Source organism: Bradyrhizobium sp. Bra64 (assembly GCF_024519875.1).
GTDB lineage: Bacteria > Pseudomonadota > Alphaproteobacteria > Rhizobiales > Xanthobacteraceae > Bradyrhizobium > Bradyrhizobium japonicum_G.
In genome coordinates, this window is record NZ_JALJRD010000001.1 from 110172 (window position 1) to 135753 (window position 25582).

Annotated in this window: 24 protein-coding genes; 16 read left to right on the forward strand and 8 right to left on the reverse strand. The window is 65.4% G+C overall.

Annotated elements, in window-relative coordinates; translation table 11 throughout:
- Positions 1–91 precede the first annotated feature (91 nt).
- On the reverse strand, positions 92–529 hold the full coding sequence (locus NR187_RS00495; protein WP_211386130.1) for a MarR family winged helix-turn-helix transcriptional regulator: 438 nt from the start codon (positions 527–529) through the stop codon (positions 92–94).
- A 178-nt stretch (positions 530–707) separates the two neighbouring features.
- Here NR187_RS00495 and NR187_RS00500 point away from each other — a divergent pair, with 178 nt between their 5' ends.
- The 7 genes from NR187_RS00500 (at position 708) to NR187_RS00530 (ending at position 8202) form a co-directional block, all read left to right on the forward strand.
- On the forward strand, positions 708–1892 hold the full coding sequence (locus tag NR187_RS00500; RefSeq protein WP_211386131.1) for a substrate-binding domain-containing protein: 1185 nt from the start codon (positions 708–710) through the stop codon (positions 1890–1892).
- Positions 1893–2049: 157 nt separating this feature from the next.
- Positions 2050–3564 carry an amidase gene (locus NR187_RS00505; RefSeq protein ID WP_256805464.1) on the forward strand — a complete coding sequence of 505 codons (1515 nt, stop codon included), beginning with the start codon at positions 2050–2052 and terminating at the stop codon, positions 3562–3564.
- Between the two features lie 36 nt (positions 3565–3600).
- Positions 3601–4458, forward strand: coding sequence for a branched-chain amino acid ABC transporter permease (locus NR187_RS00510; protein WP_028141883.1), 858 nt, complete (start codon positions 3601–3603; stop codon positions 4456–4458).
- Positions 4459–4462: 4 nt separating this feature from the next.
- Complete coding sequence (locus tag NR187_RS00515) at positions 4463–5680, forward strand: substrate-binding protein (RefSeq protein ID WP_211386133.1); 1218 nt, start codon at positions 4463–4465, stop codon at positions 5678–5680.
- Positions 5681–5686: 6 nt separating this feature from the next.
- The gene (locus NR187_RS00520) at positions 5687–6793 is read left to right on the forward strand and encodes a branched-chain amino acid ABC transporter permease (RefSeq protein ID WP_211386134.1); all 1107 of its coding nucleotides are present in this window, start codon (positions 5687–5689) and stop codon (positions 6791–6793) included.
- Entirely contained in the window at positions 6780–7514 is a 735-nt protein-coding gene (locus NR187_RS00525) for an ATP-binding cassette domain-containing protein (protein ID WP_256805465.1), read from the forward strand. The genes NR187_RS00520 and NR187_RS00525 overlap by 14 nt, the downstream gene beginning before the upstream one ends.
- On the forward strand, positions 7507–8202 hold the full coding sequence (locus NR187_RS00530) for an ABC transporter ATP-binding protein (RefSeq protein WP_211386136.1): 696 nt from the start codon (positions 7507–7509) through the stop codon (positions 8200–8202). The genes NR187_RS00525 and NR187_RS00530 overlap by 8 nt, the downstream gene beginning before the upstream one ends.
- Positions 8203–8450: 248 nt before the next feature.
- Here NR187_RS00530 and NR187_RS00535 read toward each other — a convergent pair whose 3' ends face one another.
- From NR187_RS00535 to NR187_RS00550, 4 genes are all read right to left on the reverse strand, one after another.
- Positions 8451–9974 carry a murein L,D-transpeptidase family protein gene (locus NR187_RS00535; protein ID WP_256805466.1) on the reverse strand — a complete coding sequence of 508 codons (1524 nt, stop codon included), beginning with the start codon at positions 9972–9974 and terminating at the stop codon, positions 8451–8453.
- A gap of 375 nt (positions 9975–10349) precedes the next feature.
- Positions 10350–11312 (reverse strand): acetyl-CoA carboxylase carboxyltransferase subunit alpha, encoded by a 963-nt coding sequence (locus tag NR187_RS00540; protein ID WP_211386138.1) that lies wholly within the window; start codon positions 11310–11312, stop codon positions 10350–10352.
- Between the two features lie 309 nt (positions 11313–11621).
- A complete protein-coding gene (gene xerD / locus NR187_RS00545; protein WP_256805467.1) occupies positions 11622–12593 on the reverse strand; it encodes a site-specific tyrosine recombinase XerD in 972 nt (323 codons plus the stop codon).
- Positions 12594–12610: 17 nt separating this feature from the next.
- Positions 12611–12757 (reverse strand): histidine kinase, encoded by a 147-nt coding sequence (locus NR187_RS00550; protein WP_211386140.1) that lies wholly within the window; start codon positions 12755–12757, stop codon positions 12611–12613.
- 170 nt (positions 12758–12927) lie between these two features.
- Between NR187_RS00550 and NR187_RS00555 the strand changes: the two genes are divergently transcribed.
- From NR187_RS00555 to NR187_RS00565, 3 genes are read left to right on the forward strand one after another with little or no spacing between them, the layout of a single operon-like run.
- On the forward strand, positions 12928–13551 hold the full coding sequence (locus NR187_RS00555) for a shikimate kinase (RefSeq protein ID WP_256805468.1): 624 nt from the start codon (positions 12928–12930) through the stop codon (positions 13549–13551).
- Positions 13548–14696 (forward strand): 3-dehydroquinate synthase, encoded by a 1149-nt coding sequence (gene aroB, locus NR187_RS00560; RefSeq protein ID WP_256805469.1) that lies wholly within the window; start codon positions 13548–13550, stop codon positions 14694–14696. Before NR187_RS00555 ends, aroB begins: the two co-directional genes overlap by 4 nt.
- Positions 14697–14740: 44 nt before the next feature.
- Positions 14741–16045 carry an HlyC/CorC family transporter gene (locus NR187_RS00565; RefSeq protein ID WP_211386143.1) on the forward strand — a complete coding sequence of 435 codons (1305 nt, stop codon included), beginning with the start codon at positions 14741–14743 and terminating at the stop codon, positions 16043–16045.
- A 29-nt stretch (positions 16046–16074) separates the two neighbouring features.
- Here NR187_RS00565 and NR187_RS00570 read toward each other — a convergent pair whose 3' ends face one another.
- The gene (locus NR187_RS00570; protein WP_372702950.1) at positions 16075–16353 is read right to left on the reverse strand and encodes a BolA family protein; all 279 of its coding nucleotides are present in this window, start codon (positions 16351–16353) and stop codon (positions 16075–16077) included.
- 180 nt (positions 16354–16533) lie between these two features.
- Here NR187_RS00570 and NR187_RS00575 point away from each other — a divergent pair, with 180 nt between their 5' ends.
- Entirely contained in the window at positions 16534–17169 is a 636-nt protein-coding gene (locus NR187_RS00575; protein WP_211386145.1) for a J domain-containing protein, read from the forward strand.
- 454 nt (positions 17170–17623) lie between these two features.
- On the opposite strand, the gene NR187_RS00580 is transcribed toward NR187_RS00575, so the two are convergent.
- Positions 17624–18718: a citrate synthase/methylcitrate synthase gene (locus NR187_RS00580; protein ID WP_256805471.1), complete on the reverse strand. Its 1095-nt coding sequence runs from the start codon at positions 18716–18718 to the stop codon at positions 17624–17626.
- Positions 18719–18796: 78 nt separating this feature from the next.
- On the opposite strand from NR187_RS00580, the gene NR187_RS00585 reads away from it, so the two are divergent.
- Complete coding sequence (locus NR187_RS00585) at positions 18797–20023, forward strand: citrate synthase family protein (protein WP_211386147.1); 1227 nt, start codon at positions 18797–18799, stop codon at positions 20021–20023.
- Between the two features lie 141 nt (positions 20024–20164).
- Here NR187_RS00585 and NR187_RS00590 read toward each other — a convergent pair whose 3' ends face one another.
- Entirely contained in the window at positions 20165–20824 is a 660-nt protein-coding gene (locus NR187_RS00590) for a DedA family protein (RefSeq protein ID WP_256805472.1), read from the reverse strand.
- Positions 20825–21146: 322 nt separating this feature from the next.
- On the opposite strand from NR187_RS00590, the gene cobS reads away from it, so the two are divergent.
- The 4 genes from cobS to NR187_RS00610 are packed head-to-tail and all read left to right on the forward strand — an operon-like array spanning position 21147 to position 25519.
- Positions 21147–22130 carry a cobaltochelatase subunit CobS gene (cobS, locus tag NR187_RS00595; RefSeq protein WP_372702951.1) on the forward strand — a complete coding sequence of 328 codons (984 nt, stop codon included), beginning with the start codon at positions 21147–21149 and terminating at the stop codon, positions 22128–22130.
- 4 nt (positions 22131–22134) lie between these two features.
- Positions 22135–22545: a GNAT family N-acetyltransferase gene (locus tag NR187_RS00600; protein WP_211386150.1), complete on the forward strand. Its 411-nt coding sequence runs from the start codon at positions 22135–22137 to the stop codon at positions 22543–22545.
- Positions 22542–24449, forward strand: coding sequence for a cobaltochelatase subunit CobT (cobT, locus tag NR187_RS00605; RefSeq protein ID WP_211386151.1), 1908 nt, complete (start codon positions 22542–22544; stop codon positions 24447–24449). The genes NR187_RS00600 and cobT overlap by 4 nt, the downstream gene beginning before the upstream one ends.
- A complete protein-coding gene (locus NR187_RS00610; RefSeq protein WP_256805473.1) occupies positions 24446–25519 on the forward strand; it encodes an esterase-like activity of phytase family protein in 1074 nt (357 codons plus the stop codon). Before cobT ends, NR187_RS00610 begins: the two co-directional genes overlap by 4 nt.
- The last annotated feature ends 63 nt before the right edge of the window (positions 25520–25582 follow it).

Sequence of the window (25582 nt, forward strand, 5' to 3'; positions counted from 1 at the left end):
TCTTTGAAACAACCACGTCCTGTGGTTATGGCTCCCGGATCTGCGCTCCGCTTGTCCGGGACGAGGCGTTGATAGAGCCCGCCAAGCCCACTCAATTCGAGCTGTCGATCAGGCTCTCCAGCAACCGCTTCAATTCGCTCGTCGACTTGTCACCGTAGCTTTCGAGGATGTGCTCCTCCTGATCCGCCGCGAGCGAGTTGAGCTTCTTGCTCAGCACCTTGCCGCGGTCGGAGATGAACATCAGCACCTTGCGGCGGTCGTTGGGGTCCTGCACGCGATAGACCAGCGTGTCGGAGACCATGCGGTCGATCATCTTGGTCAGCGTCGGATGGTTGAGCAGCACGGCGTCCGCGAGCTCGCCCATCGAGTGGCCATCGCCGTCCGACAGCACCTTGAGGATGCGCCATTGCTCGACGGGAACGCCTTCCTTGCTCAGGCGCAGTTCCAGCTGCCGGTTGATTTCCCGGTTGGCCTGCGCGAGCAGATAAGCGAGGTGTTCGGTGATAGGTGAGTTCTGCGGTTTGGCCACGGCTGAGACTTCGTATCGGTGCAAATGAGCGAATGTCTTGCAACTAATGCTGCATCTATATGCACTTCAATCCTTGAACATTCAATATTTTCCAATAGGATCGTTGCCTAACAAAAGGGCGGATGCCGCGACCGCCTGCTGAATGTGCTTTCAAGTCTGGTGCCAGACAGGAGTTGGCGTGCGCGCGACGGTAAACTTCCCGGCTCACGGCGGCCCGGCGTTGCCGCCGTCCATGCTGTTCAGGAATCTGTCGCCCGTCGCGACCGACTTCGACCTGTCTCCGATCGACGCGCATTTCATGAAGCGCCGCGGCGCGCGCAACAAGCTCCGCATCGGCAATTTCCTCACCTTCACCGGCTCGCCCGGGATCTGGGGCCCGACCTCGACCAACAGCGCGATGCTGGCGGTCGCCGAGATCAACAAGCGCGGCGGCATTCTGGGGCGAGAGCTGGAACTGTCGATCTACGATTCCGGCGGCCCGATCGACGAGGTGGTGCGGCGCGCCGAGCAGGCGATCGCCTTCGACGAGGTCGACCTCATCATGGGCTCTCATATCAGCGCGGTCCGTGTCGCCTTGCGCAAGGTCACCGGCAGCCGCATCCCCTACATCTACACGCCGGTCTATGAGGGCGGCGAGCGCACGCCGGGCGTGATGGCGATCGGCGAGACGCCGCGCTGGCAGAGCCGGCCGTCGATTCACTGGCTCGCGGACGTCAAGAAGGCGGCGCGCTGGTATCTGATCGGCAGCGATTACGTCTGGCCCTGGCAGTCTCATCGCGCGGTGAAGCGCTACATCAAGGAGGCCGGCGGCCTGGTCGTCGGCGAGGAGTTCGTCCCAGTCGGCGAAGACAACCACGAGCCGCATCTGGCGCGCATCCGCGCCGCCAAGCCGGACGTGGTGCTGATCTCGCTGATCGGCACCGACAGCATCACCTTCAACCGCGCTTTTGCGGAGGCGGGACTGGCCACTTCGACGCTGCGGCTTGCGGGCGCGATGGACGAGACCGTGCTTCTCGGCATCGGCGCCGACAACACCGAGAATTTGTTCTGCGCCTCCGGCTATTTCAACTGCATGGCTTCGCGGGCCAATGACGAGTTCCTCAGCGGCTACCAAGCGATGTTCGGCCCGCACGCCCCGCCGGTCGGCTCGGTCGGCCAGTCGAACTACGAGGGGCTGCGGTTCCTGGAGTCTGTGGCCAACCGTGCCGGCTCGTTGGCCTTTCGCCCGCTGCTGAGGGCGGCGCGCAACACCGTCTATTCGGCGGGCCGCGGTCCCGTCACCATCCGCGATGGCCGCGCCGAGATGCCGATGTACCTCGCCGAGGCGGACGGTCTCGACTTCAAGCTGATCGGGACCATCTGAACGCCAGTTGTCCCTCCGGACGGCAGATCCTCGAAATAATACTTGAAAAGGAAAATATTTCCGTCTGTAATATCGACGTGAAGCCGACTGGTTCGCGCCCCGCAGGCGCGTTCAAGAGGCTCCAACGCCAGGGATCAAGAAACTCCAGGAGAGCGCCGTGACAGTTGCCCTTCCCACGCCTGCCCAATTGCGCAGCGTCGCCGAGCAGTGCGGCCTCGCGCTGACCGACGAAGACGTCGCCTCGTTCCGCGGCCTGATGCAGGGCTCGATCGAGGCCTACAATCTGGTCGGCGCCATGCCGGACGAAGTTCCGGAGGTCAAATACCCGCGCACGCCGGGCTATCGGCCCTCGCCGGAGGAGAACCCGCGCAACGCCTGGTACCGCAAGTCGACCGTGAAGGGCGCCGCCAGCGGCAAGCTCAAGGGCAAGACCGTCGCGCTCAAGGACAACATCATGCTCGCCGGCGTTCCCATGATGAACGGCTCGGCGACGCTGGAAGGCTACATCCCCGATTTCGACGCCACCATCGTCACCCGCATGCTCGATGCCGGCGCCGAGATCGCCGGAAAGGTGCATTGCGAATCCTTCTGCATGTCCGGCGGCAGCCACACCGGCGCGGTCGGGGCGGTGCATAACCCTCACAAGATGGGCTATTCGGCCGGCGGCTCGTCCTCGGGCTCTGGCGTCGTCGTCGCGCTCGGGGAGGTCGACATGGCGATCGGCGGCGACCAGGGCGGCTCGATCCGCATGCCGTCCTCGTTCTGCGGCACCTACGGCATGAAGCCGACCTGGGGCCTCGTGCCCTACACCGGCATCATGCCGATCGAGATTTTCGTCGACCACACCGGCCCGATGACGGCAACCGTTGCCGACAACGCGCTGCTGCTGGAGGTGCTGGCCGGCGACGACGGCTATGATCCCCGCATCAAGGCGCCGAAGGTCGAGGAGTACACCAAGGCGCTCGGCCAGGGCGTCAAGGGCATGAAGATCGGCATTTTGAAAGAAGGCTTTGAGCAGCCGACCGCGGAAGCCGCCGTCAACGAAAGCGTTCGCGAGGCCGCCAAGCGCTTCAAGGACCTGGGTGCGACGGTCGAGACCGTCTCGATCCCGATGCATCTCCTCGGTCCCGCGATCTGGACCCCGATCGGCACCGAAGGCATGACCCAGACCATGATGTATGGCGACGGCTATGGCCTGAGCCGCTCCGATCTCTACTCCACCTCGCTGATGGATTTTCATCGCGGCTGGCGCCGGCAGGCGGATTCGCTATCCGAGACCACAAAACTGTTCCTGCTGCTCGGCACCTACATCAACAACAATTTCGGCCCGCGCTACTACGGCAAGGCGCTCAACATCTCGCGCCGCCTGACCGCGGCCTACGACAAGGCCTTCAAGGACTACGACCTGCTGCTGCTGCCGACGACGCCGATGAAGGCGACCAAGCTGCCGGAGCCGACCGCCAGCCGCGAGGACTATGTCGCCCGCGCACTGGAGATGATCGCCAACACCGCCCCGTTCGACATCACCCATCATCCCGCGATGTCGTTGCCCTGCGGCATGGTGGACGGCCTGCCCGTCGGCCTGATGCTGGTCGGCCGCATGTTCGAGGAATCCACCATCTATCGCGCCGCGCATGCGTTCGAGCAGATCGGCGACTGGAAAAAGATGTGAGCGCGGCATCGATGCAGGCGGACGGGGCAGCAAGGTATGGCTAACGCGTTCGTCGCGGCGTTCGAGATCCTGAGCTTCGGCGCGATCATCGTCCTGATCGTGCTGGGGCTCGGGATCATTGCCAGCATGATGGGCATCTTCAACTTCGCGCAAGGCGAGTTCGTCCTGCTCGGGGCCTACATCACCTATCTCGCCTACGCCAAGGGCCTGCCGATCTGGGCCGGCATGGTCGCGGCGCCGTTCGTGGTCGGCGCGCTCGGCTTCGTGCTGGAGGCGCTCATCATCCGGCGATTCTACGCCGCGCCGATCGTGGCCATGCTCGGCACCTATGCGCTCGGCCTGATCATCCGCGAATCCGTGCGCGGCCTGATCGGCGGCTTCTATCTCACCGTGCCCGAGCCGATCGGCGGCTCGATCGACATCGGCGCCATGCACATCTCGGCCTGGCGCTTCACCATCATCGTCATCACGCTGCTTGTGATGGCCGGTTGCTATCTCCTGCTGTCGCGCACCAACTTTGGCCTGCGCATGCGCGCCACGCTCGAAAATCCGTCGCTGGCGCGGGCCTCGGGCATTTCCACGCCCCTGATGTACGGCGCCACCTTCGCATTCGGCTCCGCGCTCGCCGGCCTTGCCGGCGCGCTGATCGTGCCGGTGTTCAGCCTCTATGCCGATCTCGGCCTGCGCTTCCTGATCCAGGGTTTCGTCGCAGTGATGGTCGGCGGCGTCGGCTCCTTCATCGGGCCGGTCGCAGGCGCCGGCGTTATCGGCACGCTCAGCGCCGCGCTGCCGTGGGTAATGGCACCCGTCGTCGCCGATGTCCTCGTCTTCGTGCTCGCCATCGTCTTCATCAAATTCCGCCCGCAGGGCCTCATCGCTGGAAAAGGGGTTTAGTCACATGTTCGATCGTACGCAGCTTTCACGCCGCCGCTTTCTTTCTAATTTCGCTTTTGCATCCGGCGCGGTCGCGACCGGCGTCGGCAGCTGGGTGATCCCGGCGCCCTGGGCCAATGCGGCTGAAGCCCCGATCAAGGTCGGCATCGCCACCGACCTCACCGGTCCAATCGCCTACGCCGGCAATGCCGACGCCAACGTCGCGAAGATGGTGATCAAGGAGATCAACGCCGCCGGCGGCATGCTCGGCCGCCCGCTCGAGCTCTATATCGAGGACACCGCCTCGAACGAATCCGTCGCCGTCGGCAACGTGCGAAAGCTGATCCAGCGCGACAAGGTCGACATGGTGCTGGGCGGCATCACCTCGTCGATGCGCAACGCCATCAAGGACCCGATCGTGGCGCGCGGCAAGACGCTCTACATCTATCCGCAACTCTACGAGGGCAAGGAGTGCACGCCCTATCTGTTCTGCACCGGTCCGACGCCGGCGCAGCAATGCGACGAATTCATCCCGTGGCTGATCAAGAACGGCGGCAAGAAGTTCGCGCTGCCGAGCGCCAATTACGTCTGGCCGCACACGCTCAACGTCTACGCCCGCAAGGTGATCGAGGCGAACGGCGGCGAAGTCGTGTTCGAGGAATACTACCCGCTCGACCAGGTCGACTTCTCCTCCACCGTCAACCGCATCATCTCCAACAAGGTCGACGTCGTCTTCAACACCGTCATTCCGCCCGGTGTCGGCCCGTTCTTCAAGCAGCTCTATGAAGCGGGCTTCCTCAAGAACGGCGGCCGGCTCGCCTGCGTCTACTATGACGAGAACACGCTCAACATCAACCAAGCCGCCGAGATCGAGGGCCTCGCCAGCTGCCTCGACTATTTCAAGGTGCTGACCAAGGAGAACCCGTTCGACGCGAAAATCCAGGCGGCCTACGAAAAGGATTTCCCCGGCAACTTCCTGTTCGCCGCCGGCAGTGCTGCGACCGGCACTTACCGCGGCCTCAAGCTGTGGGAAGCCGCGGTGAAAGAAGCCGGCAAGATCGATCGCGAGTCAGTTGCCGCCGCGCTCGACCACGCCAAGATCGCCGAAGGCCCGGGCGGACCCGCCGAGATGGTGCCGGGCAAGCGGCACTGCAAGATGAAAATGTACACCGCGGTCGCCAAGGGCGGGAACTACGAGATCGTCGGCCGCAGCGACGGCCTCGTCGATCCCAAGGAATGCTAGAGTCGAATGCCGAAAGCGATGGGCGTAGTGAATCAGGCCGTCCCCGCCGAGATCGGCGGGGAGCAGAACGTCGTCATGGTTGAACACGGATCAGCAGAGCGAGCCGGTTCGGGGCGAAAAATCCTGCCGATCGTGGAGGGCGTCGTGCTTGTCGCTGCGCTGCTCGCGCCGCTGGTGCTGCAGGACTATCTCACGGTGTTCGCGACGCGCGTGATCATCCTGGCGTTGTTCGCGCTGTCGTTCGACCTGGTGTGGGGCTATGCCGGCATCATGAGCTTCGGCCAGGCCCTGTTCTTCGGCTCGGCCGGCTATGGCGTCGCGCTGCTCGCGCGCGACCTCGACATCACCAACATTTTCCTGGTGCTGCCGGCGGGCACGATCATCGGTCTCACCTTCGCGCTCTTGCTCGGCGGCTTCCTGCTGCTGGGCCGGCATCCCTCCAGCGTGATCTTCGTCTCGCTGGGTACCTTGACCGGCTCCTATGCCGCCGATCGGCTCGCCCGCGGCTGGTATTATCTCGGCGGCCAGAACGGCATCCCCTCGATCGCGCCGATGACGCTCGGCGGCTACGAGTTCACGGAAGGACCGGCGTTCTACTATCTCGTGCTCGGCATCCTCGTCGTGGTCTACCTGCTCTGCCGTTTCCTGGTGCGATCGCAATTCGGGCTGGCGCTCGCGGGCCTGCGCGAGAACGAGCAGCGCATCGCCTTCTTCGGCTACAAGGCGCAGCATCTGAAAGCGATCATCTTCGCGATCGGCGGCGCCGTCGCGGGGATGGCGGGTAGCCTCTATGCCTTCCACGAGGGCTTCGTCTGGCCCAACATGGTCGGCGTCGTCGTTTCGACGCAAGTGGTGCTCTATGTGCTGTTCGGCGGCTCCGGCACGCTGATCGGCGCCGTGATCGGCGCCGTCATCGTCGAGGGTGTCAGCTTCTGGCTGTCGGACAATTATCGCGACATCTGGCCGATCATTCTGGGCTTGCTGCTGCTGCTGGTGATCCTGTTCCGGCCGCTCGGCCTGATCAGCTTCGTGCTCGGCGAGCGCGAGCGGGTCGGAAGCTTCGGTGCGGAGCCAGGGGACACCAACAAGGAGAAGCGCAATGCCGCTCCTTGAAGCCACCGACGTCAAGAAGATCTTCGGCAAGCTCACCGCGCTCGACGGTGCGGCGCTCACCGTCGGCGAGAACGAGTTTCACGGCCTGATCGGGCCGAACGGCTCCGGCAAGAGCACGCTGATGAAGTGCATCGCCGGCGCCGAGGTGCCGACCCAGGGCAAGGTCTCCTTCATCAACACCGACATCACCGCGTTCACGCCGACCGAGCGCGCCCGCGCCGGCATGAGCCTGAAATTCCAGATCACCAGCGTTCTGCCGACGCTGACGCTCTACGACAACATCCTGCTCGCGCTGCAGGCGCAGTCCTCGCTGGTCGACCTCGTGTTCTCGCGGACGCGCAGGCTGCTGCACGACCAGGTCATGACCATGCTGACGCAGTTCCGCCTCGCCGATCGCGCCTTCGATGCGGCAGCGGCCCTGTCGCACGGCCAGCAGCAATGGCTGGAGATCGCGATGGCGCTCGCCGCCAAGCCGAAACTGCTGCTGCTGGACGAGCCGACCGGCGGCATGAGCCTGGAGGAGCGCCGCGTCACCGGCGAATTGCTGCAGCCGATCAAAAAGCATTGCTCGCTGGTCATCGTCGAGCACGACCTCGATTTCATCCGCGACATCTGCGATCGCCTCACCGTGCTCGACCAGGGCAAGGTGCTGGCGTCGGGCACGGTGTCGGAGATCCAGGCCAACAAGGCCGTTCAGGAGATTTATCTGCGCCGTGCCTGAATTTTTGGACATCAAGCATCTCGACGCCGGCTATGGCCGCAGCCAGGTCCTGTTCGACGTCAACCTCGGCATTCCCTGGCGCGGCGGCGTCGCCGTGCTCGGGCGCAACGGTGCCGGCAAGACCACGCTGATGAAGACCATCGTCGGCGAGCTGCCGGCGTGGAAGGGCGAGGTCGCCTTCGACGGCCGCGACATCAGCCGCCGCGCGACCCAAGAGCGTGTCCGCGCCGGCATCGGCTACGTCCCGCAGGAGCATTCGGTGTTCGCGCGCCTGTCGGTGCGCGACAATCTCGCCGTCGGCTCGCTCGCGAGCAAGAAGGCCGACGCCGTCGACCACGTGCTGACCATCTTCCCGAAACTCGGCCAGCGTCTCGATCAGCCCGCCGGCACCCTCTCCGGCGGCGAGCGCAAGATGCTCGCGATCGGCCGCGCCATGCTGGGCGATCCCAAGCTGTTGCTGCTGGACGAGCCGACGGAGGGCGTCTGGATCGGCGTCATCGAGGAGATCACCGAGCGCCTGATCGAGCTCGCGAAGAACATTGCGGTGATCATCGTCGAGCAGCATCTCGATCTCGCGCTGCGTGTTGCGGACTATGCCTATGTGCTGGACCGCGGCCGCGTCGCGCTGCAGGGGGAAGCGGGCCAGGTGCGAGGCAATCCGGAACTGCTGCGATATCTGGCGCCGTAGGGGCGTGTGTCACTACCGCGTGTTTTCCTCGCAGCCTACACGCTTCAGCCCTGTCATCCTGAGGTGCTCGTGGCGCGATGCATAGCATCGCGCCACGAGCCTCGAACGATGCCCGGCCGAGCCGGCCAGCCGGGCCGTCGCCCTTCGAGGGCCGCTCAAGAAGCGGCCGCCTCAGGGTGACGGTGATACGCTGTTGCGAGAAACTACAGCTTCGAACTTGAATTGAATGGGGCGACCGCAGTCGCCCTTTACTTCACCGCCCCAAACCGGCTGTCGAACGAGTTCGACTGCACCACCGGCGCGGCGCCCATGATCTGGGTGGCTTCACTGGCGCCATCCGATACTGACGGCTTCAGTGCGGGGCGCGTCGCGGCAAGCCGCGTATCGGGCTTCGCCGGCTCGACCGGCTTCGCTGCAACGGCCTGCTTCGGGGCATCCTTGGACTTGTCATGGCCCGGCACGAACCGGGTCACCGCAGCCTTCAGCCTCGACGCTGCGGTCGGCGGTGTCGTGGCGGGAGCAACGGACGCCGTGGCTTGCGGCGGCGGCGGCGTGGTTGCCGTGGTGTCGGCGCTGCCCAGGCCCATCTTGCGGCCGAGGTTGGAGAAGAAGCCGGATTTCTCGGCGGGAGCGGCGGTGGCGACGCGGGCGTTGGCGGCGGGCGCGCTGACGGCGACGACGGGCTCTTCCTGCGGCGAGGGCGCGGCCGCATCGAGGTTCGGCTTGGGCGGATTGACGTGGCCGGGGATCGTGCCCGGCGCCTTCGCCATCGCCAGCATCTGCAGGGTCGTGCCTTCGGCGCCCTCCGACAGGCCGGTCGATCCTTCCGGAATCTTCGCGGCGAAGATCTTGTTCATGCCGCCGTCGATGCCGGTGTTCATGCGCGCAACCGGCGTGCCGCGCGAGACCAGCTTGGCGTACTCGGCCTGGTCGCGGGCCTCCTTCTCGCGCACGGCGCTGGCGATGTCCTCGGGGATCACATAGGCCGGGCATTTTGCGGACGCGTCGAACACCGGATCGCGCTTCGCGTCGGGCGCCTTGGCCGCATCGAACACGTACTTCTTCTCGCAGAAATCGACCTTCGGCTCCTGCCGCGTCACCTCGAAATGATCATAGCCTTCCTTGATCATCTTCCAGAACGGCATGTTCGGATTGTTCCGGTGCTTGGCCATGTTCACCGGCGTCATCCTGAACGGATAGGCCTGGAGCTGGAACGCCTTCTGGCCGCCGAAGAAGGATTCGCGCCCGAGCGAATAGATCTCGGCGATCTGCTCGTCCGTCATCGCGTAGCAGCCGCGCGAGGAGCAATCGCCGTGCACCATCAGCTGCGAGCCGCTGCGCCCCAGAGCCTTGTCGAACGCGTTGGGATAGCCGGTGTTGAAGGACAGGTAATAGGCCGATTGCGGATTCATCTGGCTCGGATTGATCGAGTAGAATCCCTCCGGCGCCTGCCGGTCGCCTTCGCGCACTTTCGGTCCGAGGTCGCCCGACCAGCGGCAGATCGGATAGGTCTTGAGCAGCGCAAACTGGCCGTTGCGGGTCTGCTTCCAGACCTCGAGCTCGGCCTCCTGCTTGAACAGGCGGATCAGGATCGGCGATTGCAGGTCCATGTCCTTCTCGACCATCGCGGCGAGAAGCTTTGGCGGCACCGGCTGGTTGGCCTTGGCATTGGTCGCAAGCGAAACCTGGTCGGTGTCGCAGCCGGCCAGCAGAATGCTGGCGGCGAGCGCAACCGGAGCCAAAAGCGCGCGAACAAGCGAACGAGAAATCAAGATGGACCCCACACCGTGCCGGGCAAGCAGCGCGAACCCCAATTCCTTGAAGCATGATCCGACCGGAGAACCGGACCCGTCGTGACGGGCTTTTTCGCAATCACGCTCCAGCGCTTATGCCCTGAAGCCATTGATTAAAATTCTAACCTCTGGGTCATGTGGTCGCAACCCGAGCGGGGATCACGAGCCCGTTGGCCCAGTAGCATGGTCAACAGAGACTAAACTTCAGGCTTTACTTGGGCCCTCGGGCCAAACCACCACTGAGATCGCCGATTTGGGCAAAAAAAGGGTTAACGCGGGGTTACCGGGGGCTCTTCGCCTCCCCCGCCTGCGGGGAGGGGGCGTGCCGCCGTTACGGCACCAAAACCGGTCGAATCAGCTCAGTTTCCGGCCGATATCGAGAAATTTCTGCCGACGATGCTTGCGGACGGCATCCCCGTCGAGGCCCCGGAGCTCGTCAAAAGCCTTGGCGATGGCATCGCCCGTGGTGGCGATCATGGCGGCGGGGTCGCGATGGGCACCGCCGACCGGCTCCTTCAGGATGCTGTCGATCACCCCGAAGCGCAGCATGTCCTGGGCGGTGATCTTCATGTTGTTGGCGGCTTCCTGCGCCTTGGTGCCGTCGCGCCAGAGGATCGAGGAGGCGGCCTCGGGCGAGATCACGCTGTAGATCGCGTGCTCCAGCATCAGGACCTTGTTGGCGGTGGTGATGGCGATGGCGCCGCCCGACATGCCCTCGCCGGTGATGATGGCGACGTTCGGCACGGTCAGCGCCAGGCAGGCATCGGTCGAGCGCGCGATCGCCTCGGCCTGGCCGCGCTCTTCCGCGCCGATGCCGGGATAGGCGCCGGCGGAATCGGCGAGCGACAGCACCGGCAGGCCGAAGCGCTCGGCCATCTCCATCAGCCGCACGCATTTGCGATAGCCCTCGGGCCGCGCCATGCCGAAATTGTGCTTGATGCGGCTCTCCGTGGAATCGCCCTTTTCCTGGCCCATGACGCAGATGGCCTCGCCGCGGAAACGGCCGAAGCCCGCGACCAGCGCCTCGTCCTCGCCGAACTTGCGGTCGCCGGCGAGCGGGGTGAACTCGGTGATCAGGCCCTTGATGAAGTCGTTGAAATGCGGCCGCTGCGGATGCCGCGCGACCAGCGTCTTCTGCCACGGCGTCAGGTTCAGATAGAGGTCGGCCAGCGCCTGCGCTGCCTTGTCCTCGATCCGCCCGATCTCATCACTGATGTCGGTGCCGGAAGCGGCGAGCGTCCGCAGCTCGTCGACCTTGGAATCGAGCTCGGCGACCGGCTTTTCGAAGTCGAGATAGCTGCGCATCTGGTCTGGCATCAACTCAATATAGGGAGGACGGGGCGAAGCGGCGAAGCGGATTTGGACCTGCAAAAAGAAGTGTAGCTTCTTCAATGGGTTGGCTTGTGGGCTCCTGGGCAACCCGCCAAATCATCCGTGAGGCCCCGGCTCTTTCTGCGGAGATGTGGTCGAAGTCAAGGCGGTTGGTTCACCTCTCCCGCTTGCGGGAGAGGTCGGGGGGAAGCGCCGGGTGAGGGTTCTATCCTTTGGGGGATTGTCCCGTTGCGAAGACGCCATCTCCCCGACCCTCTCCCGCAAGCGGGAGAGGGAGCGCACCGTTCGCAAAATCTACTTCTCCGCGAGCGGGTGCAGGTCGCGCACCAGGCTCTTCAGGCGCTCCTCCACCACATGGGTGTAGATCTGGGTGGTCGAGATGTCGGTGTGGCCAAGCAGGGTCTGCACGATGCGCAAGTCGGCGCCGTTGTGCAGCAGGTGGCTGGCAAATGCGTGGCGCAGCACGTGGGGGGAGACCAGCCGGGCCTGCAGCCCGGAGGCAATTGCGAGCTCCTTGAGGTCGCGGGCAAAATGCTGCCGCGTCAGATGCCCGCTCTCGCCGAACGAGGGGAACAGCCATTTCGAGGCGGCGACACTGTTCTTCTTGTCGGCCTTTGCCGCTTCCGTTGCGCTGAGATAATCCGCCATCGCCTGTCGCGAGGCCTCGTTGAGCGGCACCAGCCGCTCCTTGTTGCCCTTGCCGCGCACCAAGATCATGCGGGCGTCGCGCTTGGCCGCCGAACGCGGCAGCGCCACCAGCTCGGAGACGCGCAGGCCCGTGGCGTAGAGCACCTCGAGCAGGCAATAGAGCCGCAAGGCGCGCAGCCCCCTGGCGGGCGAGGCATCCTGCGCTTCGCTCAATTCCTTGGCGCGGCGGAGCATGCGGTCGACGTCCGCGATCGACAGCACCTTCGGCAGGCCGCGGCCGCGCTTGGGGCCGGACAGGATCGCCGCGGGATCGTCGGTTCTGATCCGCTCGTTCAGGAGGAAGCGATAGAGGTGCCGCATCGCCGACAGCCGCCGCGCAACGCTGGTGGATTTGAAACCGCGGGTGTCGAGATCGGCGAGATAGTCGCGCAGGATCTGCGTCTCCGCGTCCGCAAAAGTATGGCCGACGCGGCCGAGGAACTCGGAGAAATCGGTGAGGTCGCGGCGGTAGGCATCGAGCGTGTTGGGTCCGGCGCCCTGTTCCGCCGCGAGCATGTCGAGGAACAGGCCGGCGAGCTTGGCATCCGAGGGCTTGCTGGCGGAAGGTCTGGCGCGCATGCCCCGCAGCCTAGCTCCTATTTCTTGAGAAATTTATCCGCCGGGATCGTCACCGTCATCTCCCGCGGCTTGGGATTGACGAAATTCGCCAGTGCGAAGATCACGCCATAGACGATGCCGGCGATCACGGCGACGACCGTCAGGAAGCGGAACAGGCTGGGCATCGGCAAGATCTCGGAGAGGGTCTCGGTAAGGGGACTTGGCGGGCAAATTAACCAATGAAATCATCCAACATGTTCGCCGTTTCGTGGCAAGAGTCCTCTGGCGAGGGCCCCTGCGGGGTCGTATAGGTGGCCAAAGCATGCCGCCTTTGGCGGCAGATCGAGCGAGATCCATGTCCGACGCCGCGTTGCCGATACAAGCTTCGCCTGAGGCCGACATCCTGTCGGCGCTCGGTGCGCGCTCGATCGTGCTCGTCGGCATGATGGGGGTGGGCAAATCCACCATCGGCCGCCGCATGGCGGCCCGGCTCAAGCTGCCCTTCGTCGACGCCGACACCGAGATCGAGGCCGCGGCCGGCATGACCATACCGGAAATCTTCGAGCGCCACGGCGAGCCGCATTTCCGCGACGGCGAGGCCCGCGTGATCGCGCGTCTGCTCGACGGCGGTCCCATCGTGCTGGCGACCGGCGGCGGCGCCTTCATGCGCGAGGAGACGCGCAGCCGCATCGCGGCGAAGGCGATCTCGATCTGGCTCAAGGCCGACCACGACGTCATCATGCGCCGCGTGCGCCGCCGTGCCGACCGTCCGCTGCTGCAGACCGCCGATCCCGAAGGGACCGTGACGCGCCTCCTCACCGAGCGCGAGCCGGTCTATGGCAGTGCCGACCTCACCATCGCCTCGCGCGAGGTGCCGCACGACAAGATCGTCGAGGAGGCCATCGAGACGCTGCGCGCCCATCTCTGCGGCGACCAGGCATCCCAACCTCCCGCCGACGTCGCGAGTGCCGTACGATGACCGCGCCACTGAAACATTCCGACCCCGTCAATGTCGACGTCGCGCTCGGCGATCGCGCCTATGACATCGTCATCGGCCGCGGCGTGCTGGCCTCGCTCGGCGCGCGGGTCGCAGCTTTGCGGCCCGGCGTGCGCACCGCGATCGTGACCGACCGCACCGTCGCAAAGTACTGGCTCGAGCCGGCCGAGGCCTCGCTCGCGGCCGCCGGCATTCCGACCTCGCGAATCGTGGTCGAGGAAGGCGAGATCTCCAAGACCTATGCGGGCCTCGAAAAGGTCAGCGAAGCCCTGATCGCCGCCAGGATCGAGCGCAACGATCTCGTCATCGCGCTCGGCGGCGGCGTGGTCGGCGATCTCGCCGGCTTTGCCGCCGCGATCCTGCGCCGCGGCGTCGATTTCGTGCAGGTGCCGACCTCGCTGCTGGCGCAGGTCGATTCCAGCGTCGGCGGCAAGACCGGCATCAACTCGCCGCAGGGCAAGAACCTGCTCGGCGCCTTCCACCAGCCGGTGCTGGTCATCGCCGATACCGCCGTGCTCGACACGCTGTCGCCGCGCCAATTCCACGCCGGCTATGCCGAGGTCGCCAAATACGGCGTGCTCGGCGACGAGGCCTTCTTCACCTGGCTGGAAAAGAACCATTCCGACATCTTCAAGGGCGGCTCGGCGCGCGAACACGCGATCGCGACCTCGTGCCGCGCCAAGGCCGGCGTCGTCTCGCGCGACGAGCGCGAGACCGGAGAGCGCGCGCTGCTCAATCTCGGCCACACCTTCGGCCACGCGCTGGAGGCGGCGACCGGTTTCTCCGACCGCCTGTTCCACGGCGAGGGCGTTGCGATCGGCATGACGCTGGCGGCGCAGTTTTCCGCGACGCTCGGCATGATCGGCGAGGCGGACGCGGCGCGCGTCGAGCGTCACCTCATCGAAGCGGGCTTGCCGACGCGCCTGCAGGACATCGCTGGCTTCACGCAGGAAGGTCTTGCCGACGCTGACGCGCTGATGACGCTGATGGCGCAGGACAAGAAGGTCAAGCGCGGCAAGCTCACCTTCATCCTGCTGGAGGCCGTCGGGCGCGCCGTGATCGCGAAGGACGTCGAGCCGGCGCCGGTGCGTGATTTCCTCAAGGACAAGCTCGCGCAAAAGGCCTGACGCGGGGCTGAACGTCGCATCAAATCGAGAAACCAGAGTGGTGCATGGACTGGCTCGGATTCACCATCGTCATTCTCTGCCTGCTCGTCTCGGGCTTCTTTGCCGCGAGCGAGACCGCGCTGACCGGCGCCTCGCGCGCCAGCATGCTGCGGCTCTCCAAGCAGGGTAATCGCGACGCCGACGTGGTCTCGCAGTTGCTCGACATGCGCGAGCGCCTGATCGGCGCGCTGCTGCTCGGCAACAACATCGCCAATATCAGTGCATCCGCGCTGGCCACCAGCATCTTCACCGCATGGTTCGGCGATGTCGGCGTGCTCTATGCCACCGGCGTGATGACCGCGCTGGTCGTGATCTTCGCCGAGGTGCTGCCGAAGACCATCGCCATCAACGCGCCCGATCGCATGGCGCTTGCGGTCGCGCGCCCGATGCGGCTGACGATGTACGTGCTGGGGCCGCTGCTCAAGATCGTGGAAGTCATCGTGCGCCTGCTGATGCGCCTGTTCGGTCTTGCCGGCGAGCACCAGGCGATCCTGTCGCCGACCGAGCGCCTGCGCGGCGCGGTCGACCTGCTGCATCACGAGGGCAAGTTCGAGAAGCAGGACCGCGACATGCTCGGAGGCCTGCTCGACCTGCGCGAGCTCCAGGTCTCCGACGTCATGATCCATCGCACCGAGATGATGATGATCAACGCCGACCTGCCGCCGGAGGAACTGGTGCGCGAGGTGCTGGCGACCGAATACACCCGCATTCCGCTGTGGCGCGAGAAGCCGGAGAACATCATCGGCGTGCTCCATGCCAAGGATCTGCTGCGCGCGATCCGCGCCTCCGACGGCGACACCTCGCGCATCGACGTGTCCACCATCGCGCTGCCGCCCTGGTTCGTGCCGGAGATGCGCCCCGTCTCCGAGCAGCTGAAGGCGTTCCGCCGCCGCAAGACTCATTTCGCGCTCGTCGTCGACGAGTACGGCGAAGTCGAAGGTCTTGTGACGCTGGAAGACATCCTGGAAGAGATCGTCGGCGACATCTCCGACGAGCACGACGTCGTGGTCGCCGGCGTGCGTGCCCAGCCGGACGGCTCGGTCGTGGTTGACGGCTCGGTGCCGATCCGCGACCTCAACCGCGCCATGGACTGGCATCTGCCCGATGAAGAGGCAACCACGGTCGCCGGCCTCGTCATTCACGAGGCGCGCTCGATCCCCGATCGCGGCCAGAGCTTCACCTTCCACGGCTTCCGCTTCCGCGTCCTCCGCCGCGAGCGCAACCGCATCACCGCACTCCGTATTTCACCGGTGCCGCGCGAGGCGGAAATGGAGGAAGCCAAGCCGAGGCGGGCCGGGACGTCGTTTTGATTCCTACCCTCCAGGGGAGGGCAAGTGCATCACCCTTCCCTCGGCGCCTGCGCGTGGATCGCGAGTGCATGCACACCACCCGCAAGTTCCGCGGCCAGCGCAGAATTTATCATGCGGTGGCGGTCGACCCGGCTCTTCCCTTTGAAGGCTTGCGACACGATATAAACGCGAAAGTGCGTCTCGCCGCTCGGCCGATGGCCGGAATGGCCCTCATGCAAATGGGACTCGTCGACGACCTGCAGGCTTTCCGGCGTGAAAGCTTCCTGCAACTTGTTGCTGATAATGTCTTTGGTAGCCATGTGAGCCATTAAGGTACCCGATCGCACTCCGTCAATGCATAGGCCACCTTTAGGTGGCCGTTCTTGAGGACGCCGAAGCGGAGCTTCGGCCGATCTTAAGGACGCCGAAGCGGAGCTTCGGCTATGGGTTCTCACCAAATTGCAATGTCAAGACTTGAAGGTTTTTGCATTGCGTAGTCAAAGTTGGCCATGCCGATCGATTCATCAAAATTCTTCGACTCCATCCGGGTCAAGCCGAAAGGCAAGCAGCCGGACGTGAAGCCGCGCGACACCGTGGTCAATTGCGAATGGACCGGGTGTCAGAACAAGGGCGCCCACCGCGCGCCCAAGGGTCGCGAGAATTCGCGCGAGTACTGGCACTTCTGTCTGAATCACGTGCGCGAGTACAACCAGAACTACAATTTCTTCTCCGGCATGAATGCCGACGCCGTGGCGCGCTACCAGAAGGATGCGCTGACCGGCCACCGTCCGACCTGGAAGATGGGCGCCAATGGCGGCGTCAAGAAGGGTGCGGAGGCCGAGATCGACAGCGCCTTCGATCCGTTCAGCATGTTCGCGGAGCTCAACGGCCGCTCCGGCTGGCGGAAGGGCCCGGAGGCGGCGCCCAAGGCCGAAACGCGCAAGGTGATGAATGCCGAGCGCAAGGCGCTTCAGGTCATGGGTCTCGGCCCCGATTCCACGCTCGCCGACGTCAAGACCAAGTACAAGGCGCTGGTGAAGCAGCACCACCCCGACGCCAATGGCGGCGACCGCTCCACCGAAGACCGCCTGATCGAGATCATCAAGGCGTATAATTATCTGAAGACGGTGGTGCGGGAGGCGTAGGGCCTCACCGCGCGACGATTGGATGCCGCCCGCTCGGAAGCGGACGGCACCTTCAACGTTACCTTCCCCGACAGACACGGACGCGCTTGACGATGCGGCGTCCATGATAGCCGCGCGTGATGACGGTGCGTACGGTGCAGACTCTTCGCGGAGCGTAATGATAGCGTGCGTTCACGACGTCCCCGGAAACCGTTGCGCTGGGGAGAGGGTGAACCGGCAGCGCATTGGCTGGTGCTGCGAGTGACGATAGAGCGAGCAGCGTTCCTGCAGCGAGGGCGTAGGAGAGCTTCTTCATTATCATTCCTTTTCTTGTCCGCCCCCGATGACTTTCGTGGGGGCGAGCTTGAATGCGTGGCCAATACTTTTGTTCCCGCTTGTCGCTGGGTCGCTGGGTCGCATGGGCAAAAAGCCCCACCAAATCCAGCTCTAGCGAGCGCGGCTAGCCCGCACGTGTTCAATCTGCGGGCATGGCCCCCACATACGACGAACTCGGCCGGATCAACCGACCGGTCCGCTGCTGCTCGCGCGCATGTGCGGTCCAGCCCGCGGCGCGCGCGGCAGCGAAGATCGGCGTGAAGGCCTGGCGCGGAATCGCCAGCGCATCGAGCAGGATCGCGGTGAAGAACTCGACATTCGTCTCCAGCGGCCGCTCCGGATTCTTCTTGCGCAGGGCGCTGCGGATATAGGCCTCGACCTCGCCGGCAAACGGCAGGCCGGCGCCGTCTGAGGCCAGCGCCTCGATGGCGGTCTTGAGCACGTCGGCGCGCGGATCGCGCACGCGGTAGACGCGGTGACCAAACCCCATCATCCGCTCGCCGCGCGCCAGCGCCGCGTCCACCCAGGGCTCGATGCGCTCGCGCGAGCCGATCGCATCGAGCATCTCCAGCACCGGCTCCGGCGCGCCGCCATGCAAGGGACCCGTGAGTGCGCAATAGCCGGCAGTGACGGCGGCGAACAGATCGGCCTGCGTCGAGGCGACCACGCGCGTGGTGAAGGTCGAGGCGTTCATGCCGTGGTCGCAGACGGTGACGAGATAGGCGTCGAGCGCGCTGACCTCGCGTGCTTCAGGCGCGCGCCCGTGCAGCATGCGCAGCGTATCGGCGGCGTGGCTCGCGCTCGGATCGGGCGCAACCGGATCGAGCCCCTTGGCGCGGCGGACCAGCGCGCCTGCGATCACCGGAAAGGCGCCGACGATGGTCGCCTCGTGCTCCAGCCCGTGCTCCGCGCGAAGCCCGGCGACCGCCGCGCGAAACCCGTCGACGATGCCCATGCCGCTCGTCACCGGCAGAAGGCCCGGCAATCGCGCGAAGGCGCGCTCGCGCGCCGCCCCCAGGCTCGCCCGCACATTGGCTTCGCTCAAGCTGGTCTGGCTAGCGCCGTTCCAGAGCCGGGCGGTGACGCCTTCGAAGCTCGACTGGCTGGCCAGTCGGCCGACATGCTCGCCGGCGATGATCAGTTCGCCGCGCTCGCCGTCGACATGGCTCAGCACGGTCTCGGCCGCGGCAACGCCGTCCAGCCCGATCTGGCTCTTGGTGAGGTGGATGTTCATGGCCCAAATCTCCTGTTCTACGCAGGGGAAAGGTCGGGCCTCTCGACAGATTGATCAATCTTGATTACATAAATCAATATGAAAAATTCGGAAGGCCTGTACCTGTCCGCGCGGGAGGCCGCCGCCGAGCTCGCGATCTCGCCGGCCACGCTCTACGCCTATGTCAGCCGAGGCCTGATCCGCTCCGAGCCGACGCCGGACTCGCGAAAGAACCGCTACCGCGCCGAGGATGTCCGCTCCCTCAAGGAGCGCCGGGTGCCGTCGCCGGAGCCGCGCGGCCTGCGCAGCTTCGACGCCGATTTGCCCGTGATGGACACGGAAATCTCGACCATCACCGAGGACGGCGCGATCTATCGCGGCGTCAATTGCGTCGATCTCGCCGAGAACGACACGCTGGAGCACACAGCGACGCTGCTGTGGGACGTCTCCGGCGTCGATCCATTCGATCCGGACAATCAGCCCGCGATCTCCGAGGAGATGCGCATGATCGCGGATGCCGCGCGCCGGGCGGCGCCGATCGACCGCGCCATCGCCGTGCTCGCGCTGGCCGCGAGCGCCGACCCCCGCGCTTTCACCCGGGCGCCCGATGGCCGCGCCATGGTTGGCGCGCGCATCGTCCGGTTGCTGGTTGCCACCATGCTCAATGCCGAGCCGTCGGCCGGGGCGCTGCATCAGGAGATCGCAAGAGCCTGGGCGCCCGACAACAAGCACGCGCCCGATCTGATCCGCCGCGCGCTCGTTCTGCTCGCCGATCATGAATTGAACGCCTCGACCTTCACCGCGCGCTGCGCGGCCTCGACCGGCCTCAACCTCTACGACGCCGTCATCGCCGGCCTCGCCGCGCTGAAAGGCCCCAAGCACGGCGGCGCCGGCGTGCTGGCCTCGCAGCTCGTCAAGACGCTGGTCGATCGCGATGTCGCGCCCATGGTCCGCGAGCGCGTCGCGCTCGGCGAGCGCTTTGCCGGCTTCGGCCACGGCGTCTACAAGCGCGGCGATCCCCGCGCGCAGTCGCTGCTGAATGCGCTGGCGCGCGCCGGCGCGCCGCGAAAATTCACGCGCGAAGTGCCGGAGCGGATCGCGGAGGCGACCGGCGAGTTCGTCAACATCGACTATGCGCTCGCCGTGCTCGTGCATGCGTTGCGCTTGCCCGCGGGCAGCGAGCTCGCACTGTTCGCGATGGCCCGCAGCGTCGGCTGGATCGCGCATGCCAGCGAGCAATTGCAGTTCGGCAAGCTGATCCGCCCGCGGGCGCGCTATGTGGGGCCGGCGCCGGGGCGGAGAACGGGGGCTGAGCCGAAGAGCTAAATTTACACCCTCATGGTGAGGAGCGCGCCCTTCGCGCGCGTCTCGAACCATGCAGGCCCGGCTCTCGCCCGCGGCCATCCTTCGAGACGCCCGCCGTTGGCGGGCCCTCAGGATGAGGGCGGTGTGCTCTGATGCAGCCGATCAGACCGGCGGCTTTGCCGCAGCGACACCACCGCTATTCCGGCGGCGGACGAGCCACACGGCCGCGCCCAGCACGATCGCGACCGCGATCACGGTCAGGATCCAGATGTGCTTGCCGACGTGCCCATGGTGGTGCAGGCCGGCATATTCGTGCAGGGCCGACACCGCCAGCACGCCAGGCAGCACGTGCGCCGGCGCCCAGACCAGGATCGCGGGGATGTTGATCGCGTAAAACTTCGCAGGCGCCATCCCGAGCGCACCGGCGGTCACCGGCACGAAGGCGCGGATTGGTGGCACGAAGCGGGCGAAGAACACGGCCCAGGTGCCGAAGCGGTGGAAGAAGCTTTCGCTCTCCTCGACCAGGCGCGGATAATTGGTCAGCGGCCAGGTGTTGAGGATCTCGCGTTGCTGCCGGTGCCCGATCCAGTAGGCGGACCCGTCGCCGAGTACCGCACCGACCACTGCCGCCAGCAGCACCCATTGCAGCTTCAATTCCCCGCCCGGGACCAGGGCGCTCAGTGCCAGGATGATGGTCGAGCCAGGCACCACCGAGCCAACCACCGGAACGGCTTCCAGCAGCGCCGCCAGGAACAGGGTCAGGTAGGCCAGCCACGCATGGGCCGAAACGAACGCGATGAAGGGATCGAGAAAGGACGTCACATGGTCTCTGTGGTGGGTGGGGCCAGGCGGGTTCAGAGCGGGTTCAGACCCTACATAAGTAAGCAGAGGCGGTAAAAGTGCCACTCAGGTGGGCAGGCCGTAGGTCCCGCACGAAATTCGGGCGCGATTCGCAGAGCAGCCTTCCAAAAATCGCGTTCCTTGCCTATCTAAATGAAAAGACAACGGAACTTTGATTGGGGGGCGGGCTTCTGCCGGCACGTTGTCTCTGATAGGTTCGCAGGTGCACCCAGCCGCAGCCACCGTGCAAATAACTGGTCTCGGGATCGCCCGGGACCTCGGAGGATTGATGACGACCGCCGCCATGTCCAAAGTTGAGGAAGTTTCCGGTTTGCCCGACATGAAGGTGTCGGTGCGCCAGGTCTTTGGGATCGACAGCGATCTCGAAGTGCCGGCCTATTCCGCCGTCGATCCTCACGTGCCTGAAGTCGATTCCGATTACCGCTTCGACCGTGCCACCACGCTTGCCATTCTCGCCGGTTTCGCCAGGAACCGCCGCGTGATGGTGACCGGCTATCACGGTACCGGCAAATCCACCCATATCGAGCAGGTCGCCGCCCGCCTGAACTGGCCCTGCGTGCGCGTCAATCTCGACAGCCACATCAGCCGTATCGACCTCGTCGGCAAGGACTCGATCGTGGTCCGCGACGGCAAGCAGGTCACCGAATTCCGCGACGGCATCCTGCCCTGGGCGCTCCAGCACAACGTCGCGCTGGTGTTCGACGAATACGACGCCGGCCGCCCGGACGTGATGTTCGTGATCCAGCGCGTGCTGGAGGTCTCTGGCCGCCTGACGCTGCTCGACCAGAACAAGGTGATCAAGCCGCATCCGTGCTTCCGCCTGTTCGCGACGGCCAACACGGTCGGCCTCGGCGACACTTCGGGCCTCTATCACGGCACCCAGCAGATCAATCAGGGCCAGATGGACCGCTGGTCGATCGTCACCACGCTGAACTATCTCAGCCATGACGAGGAAGTGGAGATCGTGCTGGCGAAGGCCAAGCATTATCGCACCCAGGAGGGCCGCGACATCGTCAACAAGATGGTGCGCCTTGCCGATCTCACCCGTAACGCGTTCGCCAACGGCGATCTGTCGACGGTGATGAGCCCGCGCACGGTGATCACCTGGGCTGAGAACGCCGACATCTTCGGCGATATCGGATTTGCTTTCCGTGTCACCTTCCTCAACAAATGCGACGAGCTCGAGCGTCCCCTGGTCGCCGAGTTCTACCAGCGCTGCTTCAACGCGGAGCTGCCGGAATCCTCGGTGAACGTGGCGCTCAGCTGACCCCATGGCCAACATCACCGTCGAGCGCACCATTGGGACGACCAAGAAGGCTGTGCTCGCCGGGCTCGGCGCCTACAACGACGAGCATTTTGGGAAGCAGAAGTTCAAGAGTGTCGCGGTCTCGCTGAAGGACCGCGGCAAGATCGTCGGCGGCATCGTCGGGCACCTCTGGGCCACGGTTCTGTTCATCCAGTATTTCTGGATCGACCAGAAGCAGCGCGGCAAGGGTTTGGGGACGAAGCTGATCGCGGCGATCGAGGACGAGGCAAGACGGCAGGGCGCGGTCCAGGCCCATGTCGACACCATGAGTTTCCAGGCGCCGGGCTTCTATCGTTCCTGCGGGTACGAGGAATTCGGCACCCTCAAAGGCTATCCCGGCGGCGTGACGCGCCATTCGTTTACGAAGTCGCTATGAGCACATCATCATCCAACTCCAAATTCCGTAACACCAAGGAAGCGCCGACCGAGCCGTTCAAGCGCTCGGTCGCGTCCTGCCTGAAGGCGATCGCGAAATCGCCCGAGCTCGACGTTAGCTTCGCCGCCGAGCGGCCCGGTCTCGCGCCCGGCAAGGCCCGGCTGCCGGAGCCCGCGCGAAAAATGACCAAGCGCGATGCCGCGATCGTGCGCGGCCACGCCGATTCCATCGCGCTCAAGATCGCCTGTCACGATGCCAAGCTGCATCGCAAGCTGATGCCCGGCAATCCGCAGGCGCGCGGCGTGTTCGAGGCGGTGGAGCAGGCGAGGGTCGAGGCGATCGGCGCGCGCCGCATGGCGGGCGTTGCCAAGAACCTCACCGCGATGCTCGACGACCACTTTCACCGCGGCAAGTTCGACGAGATCACCGACCGCGCTGATGCGCCGCTCGCCGACGCGCTGGCGATGCTGGTGCGCGAGCGTCTCACCGGCATGGCGCCGCCGACGGCCGCCAAGAAGATGGTCGATCTCTGGCGTCCCATACTCGAAGACAAGATCGGCAAGCGGCTCGACCGGCTCGATACGCTGGTCGAGGACCAGACCCGGTTCGGCGACGCCGTGCATGATCTGCTGACCGCGCTCGAGCTCGGCGACGAGCGCAGCGCCGACAGCGAAGACAATGACGACGACGAGGAAAATCGCGACGGCGACAACGACCAGTCCGGCGCCGAAGGCTCGCCCGATTCCGATGCCGCGCAGGAGATGAGCGCCGACCAGGCGCAGGCGAGCTCGGAGGAGATGAGCGAGAGCGCGATGGAAAGCGCGCAGGCCTCGACCTCCGACACGTTCGACGATGGCGAGCTCGGCGACGACGAGACGCCGGGCGAGGCGACGCGTCCGAATTCGCACGGCAAGAACGAGCCGCGCGGGCCGGAATATCACGCGTTCGCCCCGAAATTCGACGAAATCATCGCCGCCGAAGACCTCTGCGACCACGACGAGCTGGAGCGCCTGCGCGCCTATCTCGACAAGCAGCTCGCGCATCTGCAGGGCATCGTCGCCCGCCTCGCCAACCGGCTTCAAAGGCGCTTGATGGCGCAGCAGAACCGCGCCTGGGAGTTCGACCTCGAAGAGGGCATTCTCGACCCCGCGCGCCTGTCGCGCGTCGTCACCGATCCCCATCACCCGCTGTCCTTCATGCACGAGAAGGAGGCGACGTTCCGCGACACCGTGGTGACGCTGCTGCTCGACAATTCCGGCTCGATGCGCGGACGCCCCATCACGGTGGCGGCGACCTGCGCCGACATCCTCGCCCGCACGCTGGAGCGTTGCGGCGTCAAGGTCGAGATCCTCGGCTTCACCACGCGCGCCTGGAAGGGCGGGCAGTCGCGCGAGGCGTGGCTTGCCGCCGGCAAGCCGGCCAGTCCCGGCCGCCTCAACGATCTCAGGCACATCATCTACAAGTCGGCGGATGCGCCCTGGCGCCGTGCGCGAAAGAATCTCGGCCTGATGATGCGCGAGGGGCTGCTGAAGGAGAACATCGACGGCGAGGCGCTCGACTGGGCGCACAAGCGCCTGCTCGGACGGCCCGAGCAGCGCAAGATCCTGATGATGATCTCGGACGGTGCGCCGGTCGACGATTCCACGCTGTCGGTCAATCCCGGCAACTATCTCGAGCGGCATCTGCGCCACATCATCGAGGAGATCGAGACCCGCTCGCCGGTCGAGCTGATCGCGATCGGCATCGGCCATGACGTCACCCGCTACTATCGCCGCGCGGTGACGATCGTGGACGCCGAGGAGCTCGGCGGCGCGATCACCGAAAAGCTCGCCGAGCTGTTCAGCGAGACCAACACCGCGCCGACGCAGCCGGCCGGTCGCCCGCGACGCAAATTGCATTCGTGAGCGCACCTCTATCCCGCCGCGGCTTTATCGGCCACGCGGCGGCGGGATTTTCCACTCTCGCGATCCCTCGCCTGGCAAACGCGCAAGGCACGCCCGCGCCGCCGCGACGTGCGGCGCAGATCGAGCACGGCGTCGCCGCGCCGGTCGGCATCGAGGTCAACGCGCGGCCGATTCCGGATTTCGAGCCGCGCGACCGTTCGCGCACGCGCTTCGGCTCGCTGGAATATCGCAGCGGCCTCGTGCTGACCTCGCCGCATCGGCGTTTTGGTGGCCTGTCCGGCTTCCGCTTCCTCGACAGCAAGGGCGAGCGCTTCCTGACGCTGTCCGACCAGGGCACGTGGTTCACCGGCAGCATCCGCTATTCCGGCGGCAAGATGGTCGGCCTCGACGATGTCGAGGCGGCGCCGGTCCTCAATGCGGAGGGACGGCCGATCACCGAGAAGCGGCTGTGGTACGACACCGAGTCGATCGCGCGTGACGGCAACCTCGTCTATGTCGGGCTCGAGCGCGTCAACCAGATCATGCGGTTCGATTTCACCGGCGACGGCACCCGCGCCCGCGGCGAGGTGCTCGCCGTGCCGCCCGCGCTGCGCAAGCTGCCCTACAACAAGGGGCTCGAGGCGCTCGTGTTCGTGCCGAAAGGCGTGCCGCTGGCGGGCACCCTGATCGCGTTCTCCGAGGAGGGGCTGGATGCGAACGGCAATCTGGTGGCGTTCCTGATCGGCGGCCCCACGCCCGGCCAGTTCAGCGTCCGCCGCACCGAAAAATTCGACATCAGCGATGCGGTGCTGCTGCCCTCGGGCGATCTCTTGATCCTCGAACGCAAGTTCTCCTGGTTCACCGGCGTCGACATCCGTATCCGCGCGATCCCGCTGAAGTCGATCGCGCCGAACGCGGTGGTCGACGGCCCCGCGCTGTTCAAGGCCGATCTCGGCCAGGAGATCGACAACATGGAAGGCATCGACGCCCACGTCACCGCCGAGGGCGAGACCGTGCTGACGCTGGTGTCGGACGACAATTTCTCGATGCTCCAGCGCACGCTGCTGCTGCAGTTCGCGCTGGTGGAGTGAGGTACTGTCATCGCGGCGAGATTCTGGATTGCTTCGCTTCCGCCGTCGCTCTTCGAGCTATGG

Coding starts and splice junctions, on each gene's coding strand:
- NR187_RS00510 (WP_028141883.1), top strand. CDS start 3,601: ATGGCTAACGCGTTCGTCGCGGCGTTCGAGATCCTGAGCTTCGGCGCG.
- NR187_RS00515 (WP_211386133.1), top strand. CDS start 4,463: ATGTTCGATCGTACGCAGCTTTCACGCCGCCGCTTTCTTTCTAATTTC.
- NR187_RS00520 (WP_211386134.1), top strand. CDS start 5,687: ATGCCGAAAGCGATGGGCGTAGTGAATCAGGCCGTCCCCGCCGAGATC.
- NR187_RS00525 (WP_256805465.1), top strand. CDS start 6,780: ATGCCGCTCCTTGAAGCCACCGACGTCAAGAAGATCTTCGGCAAGCTC.
- NR187_RS00540 (WP_211386138.1), bottom strand. CDS start 11,312: ATGCCAGACCAGATGCGCAGCTATCTCGACTTCGAAAAGCCGGTCGCC.
- xerD (WP_256805467.1), bottom strand. CDS start 12,593: ATGCGCGCCAGACCTTCCGCCAGCAAGCCCTCGGATGCCAAGCTCGCC.
- NR187_RS00550 (WP_211386140.1), bottom strand. CDS start 12,757: ATGCCCAGCCTGTTCCGCTTCCTGACGGTCGTCGCCGTGATCGCCGGC.
- NR187_RS00555 (WP_256805468.1), top strand. CDS start 12,928: ATGTCCGACGCCGCGTTGCCGATACAAGCTTCGCCTGAGGCCGACATC.
- aroB (WP_256805469.1), top strand. CDS start 13,548: ATGACCGCGCCACTGAAACATTCCGACCCCGTCAATGTCGACGTCGCG.
- NR187_RS00565 (WP_211386143.1), top strand. CDS start 14,741: ATGGACTGGCTCGGATTCACCATCGTCATTCTCTGCCTGCTCGTCTCG.
- NR187_RS00570 (WP_372702950.1), bottom strand. CDS start 16,353: ATGGCTCACATGGCTACCAAAGACATTATCAGCAACAAGTTGCAGGAA.
- NR187_RS00575 (WP_211386145.1), top strand. CDS start 16,534: ATGCCGATCGATTCATCAAAATTCTTCGACTCCATCCGGGTCAAGCCG.
- NR187_RS00580 (WP_256805471.1), bottom strand. CDS start 18,718: ATGAACATCCACCTCACCAAGAGCCAGATCGGGCTGGACGGCGTTGCC.
- NR187_RS00585 (WP_211386147.1), top strand. CDS start 18,797: ATGAAAAATTCGGAAGGCCTGTACCTGTCCGCGCGGGAGGCCGCCGCC.
- cobS (WP_372702951.1), top strand. CDS start 21,147: ATGTCCAAAGTTGAGGAAGTTTCCGGTTTGCCCGACATGAAGGTGTCG.
- NR187_RS00600 (WP_211386150.1), top strand. CDS start 22,135: ATGGCCAACATCACCGTCGAGCGCACCATTGGGACGACCAAGAAGGCT.
- cobT (WP_211386151.1), top strand. CDS start 22,542: ATGAGCACATCATCATCCAACTCCAAATTCCGTAACACCAAGGAAGCG.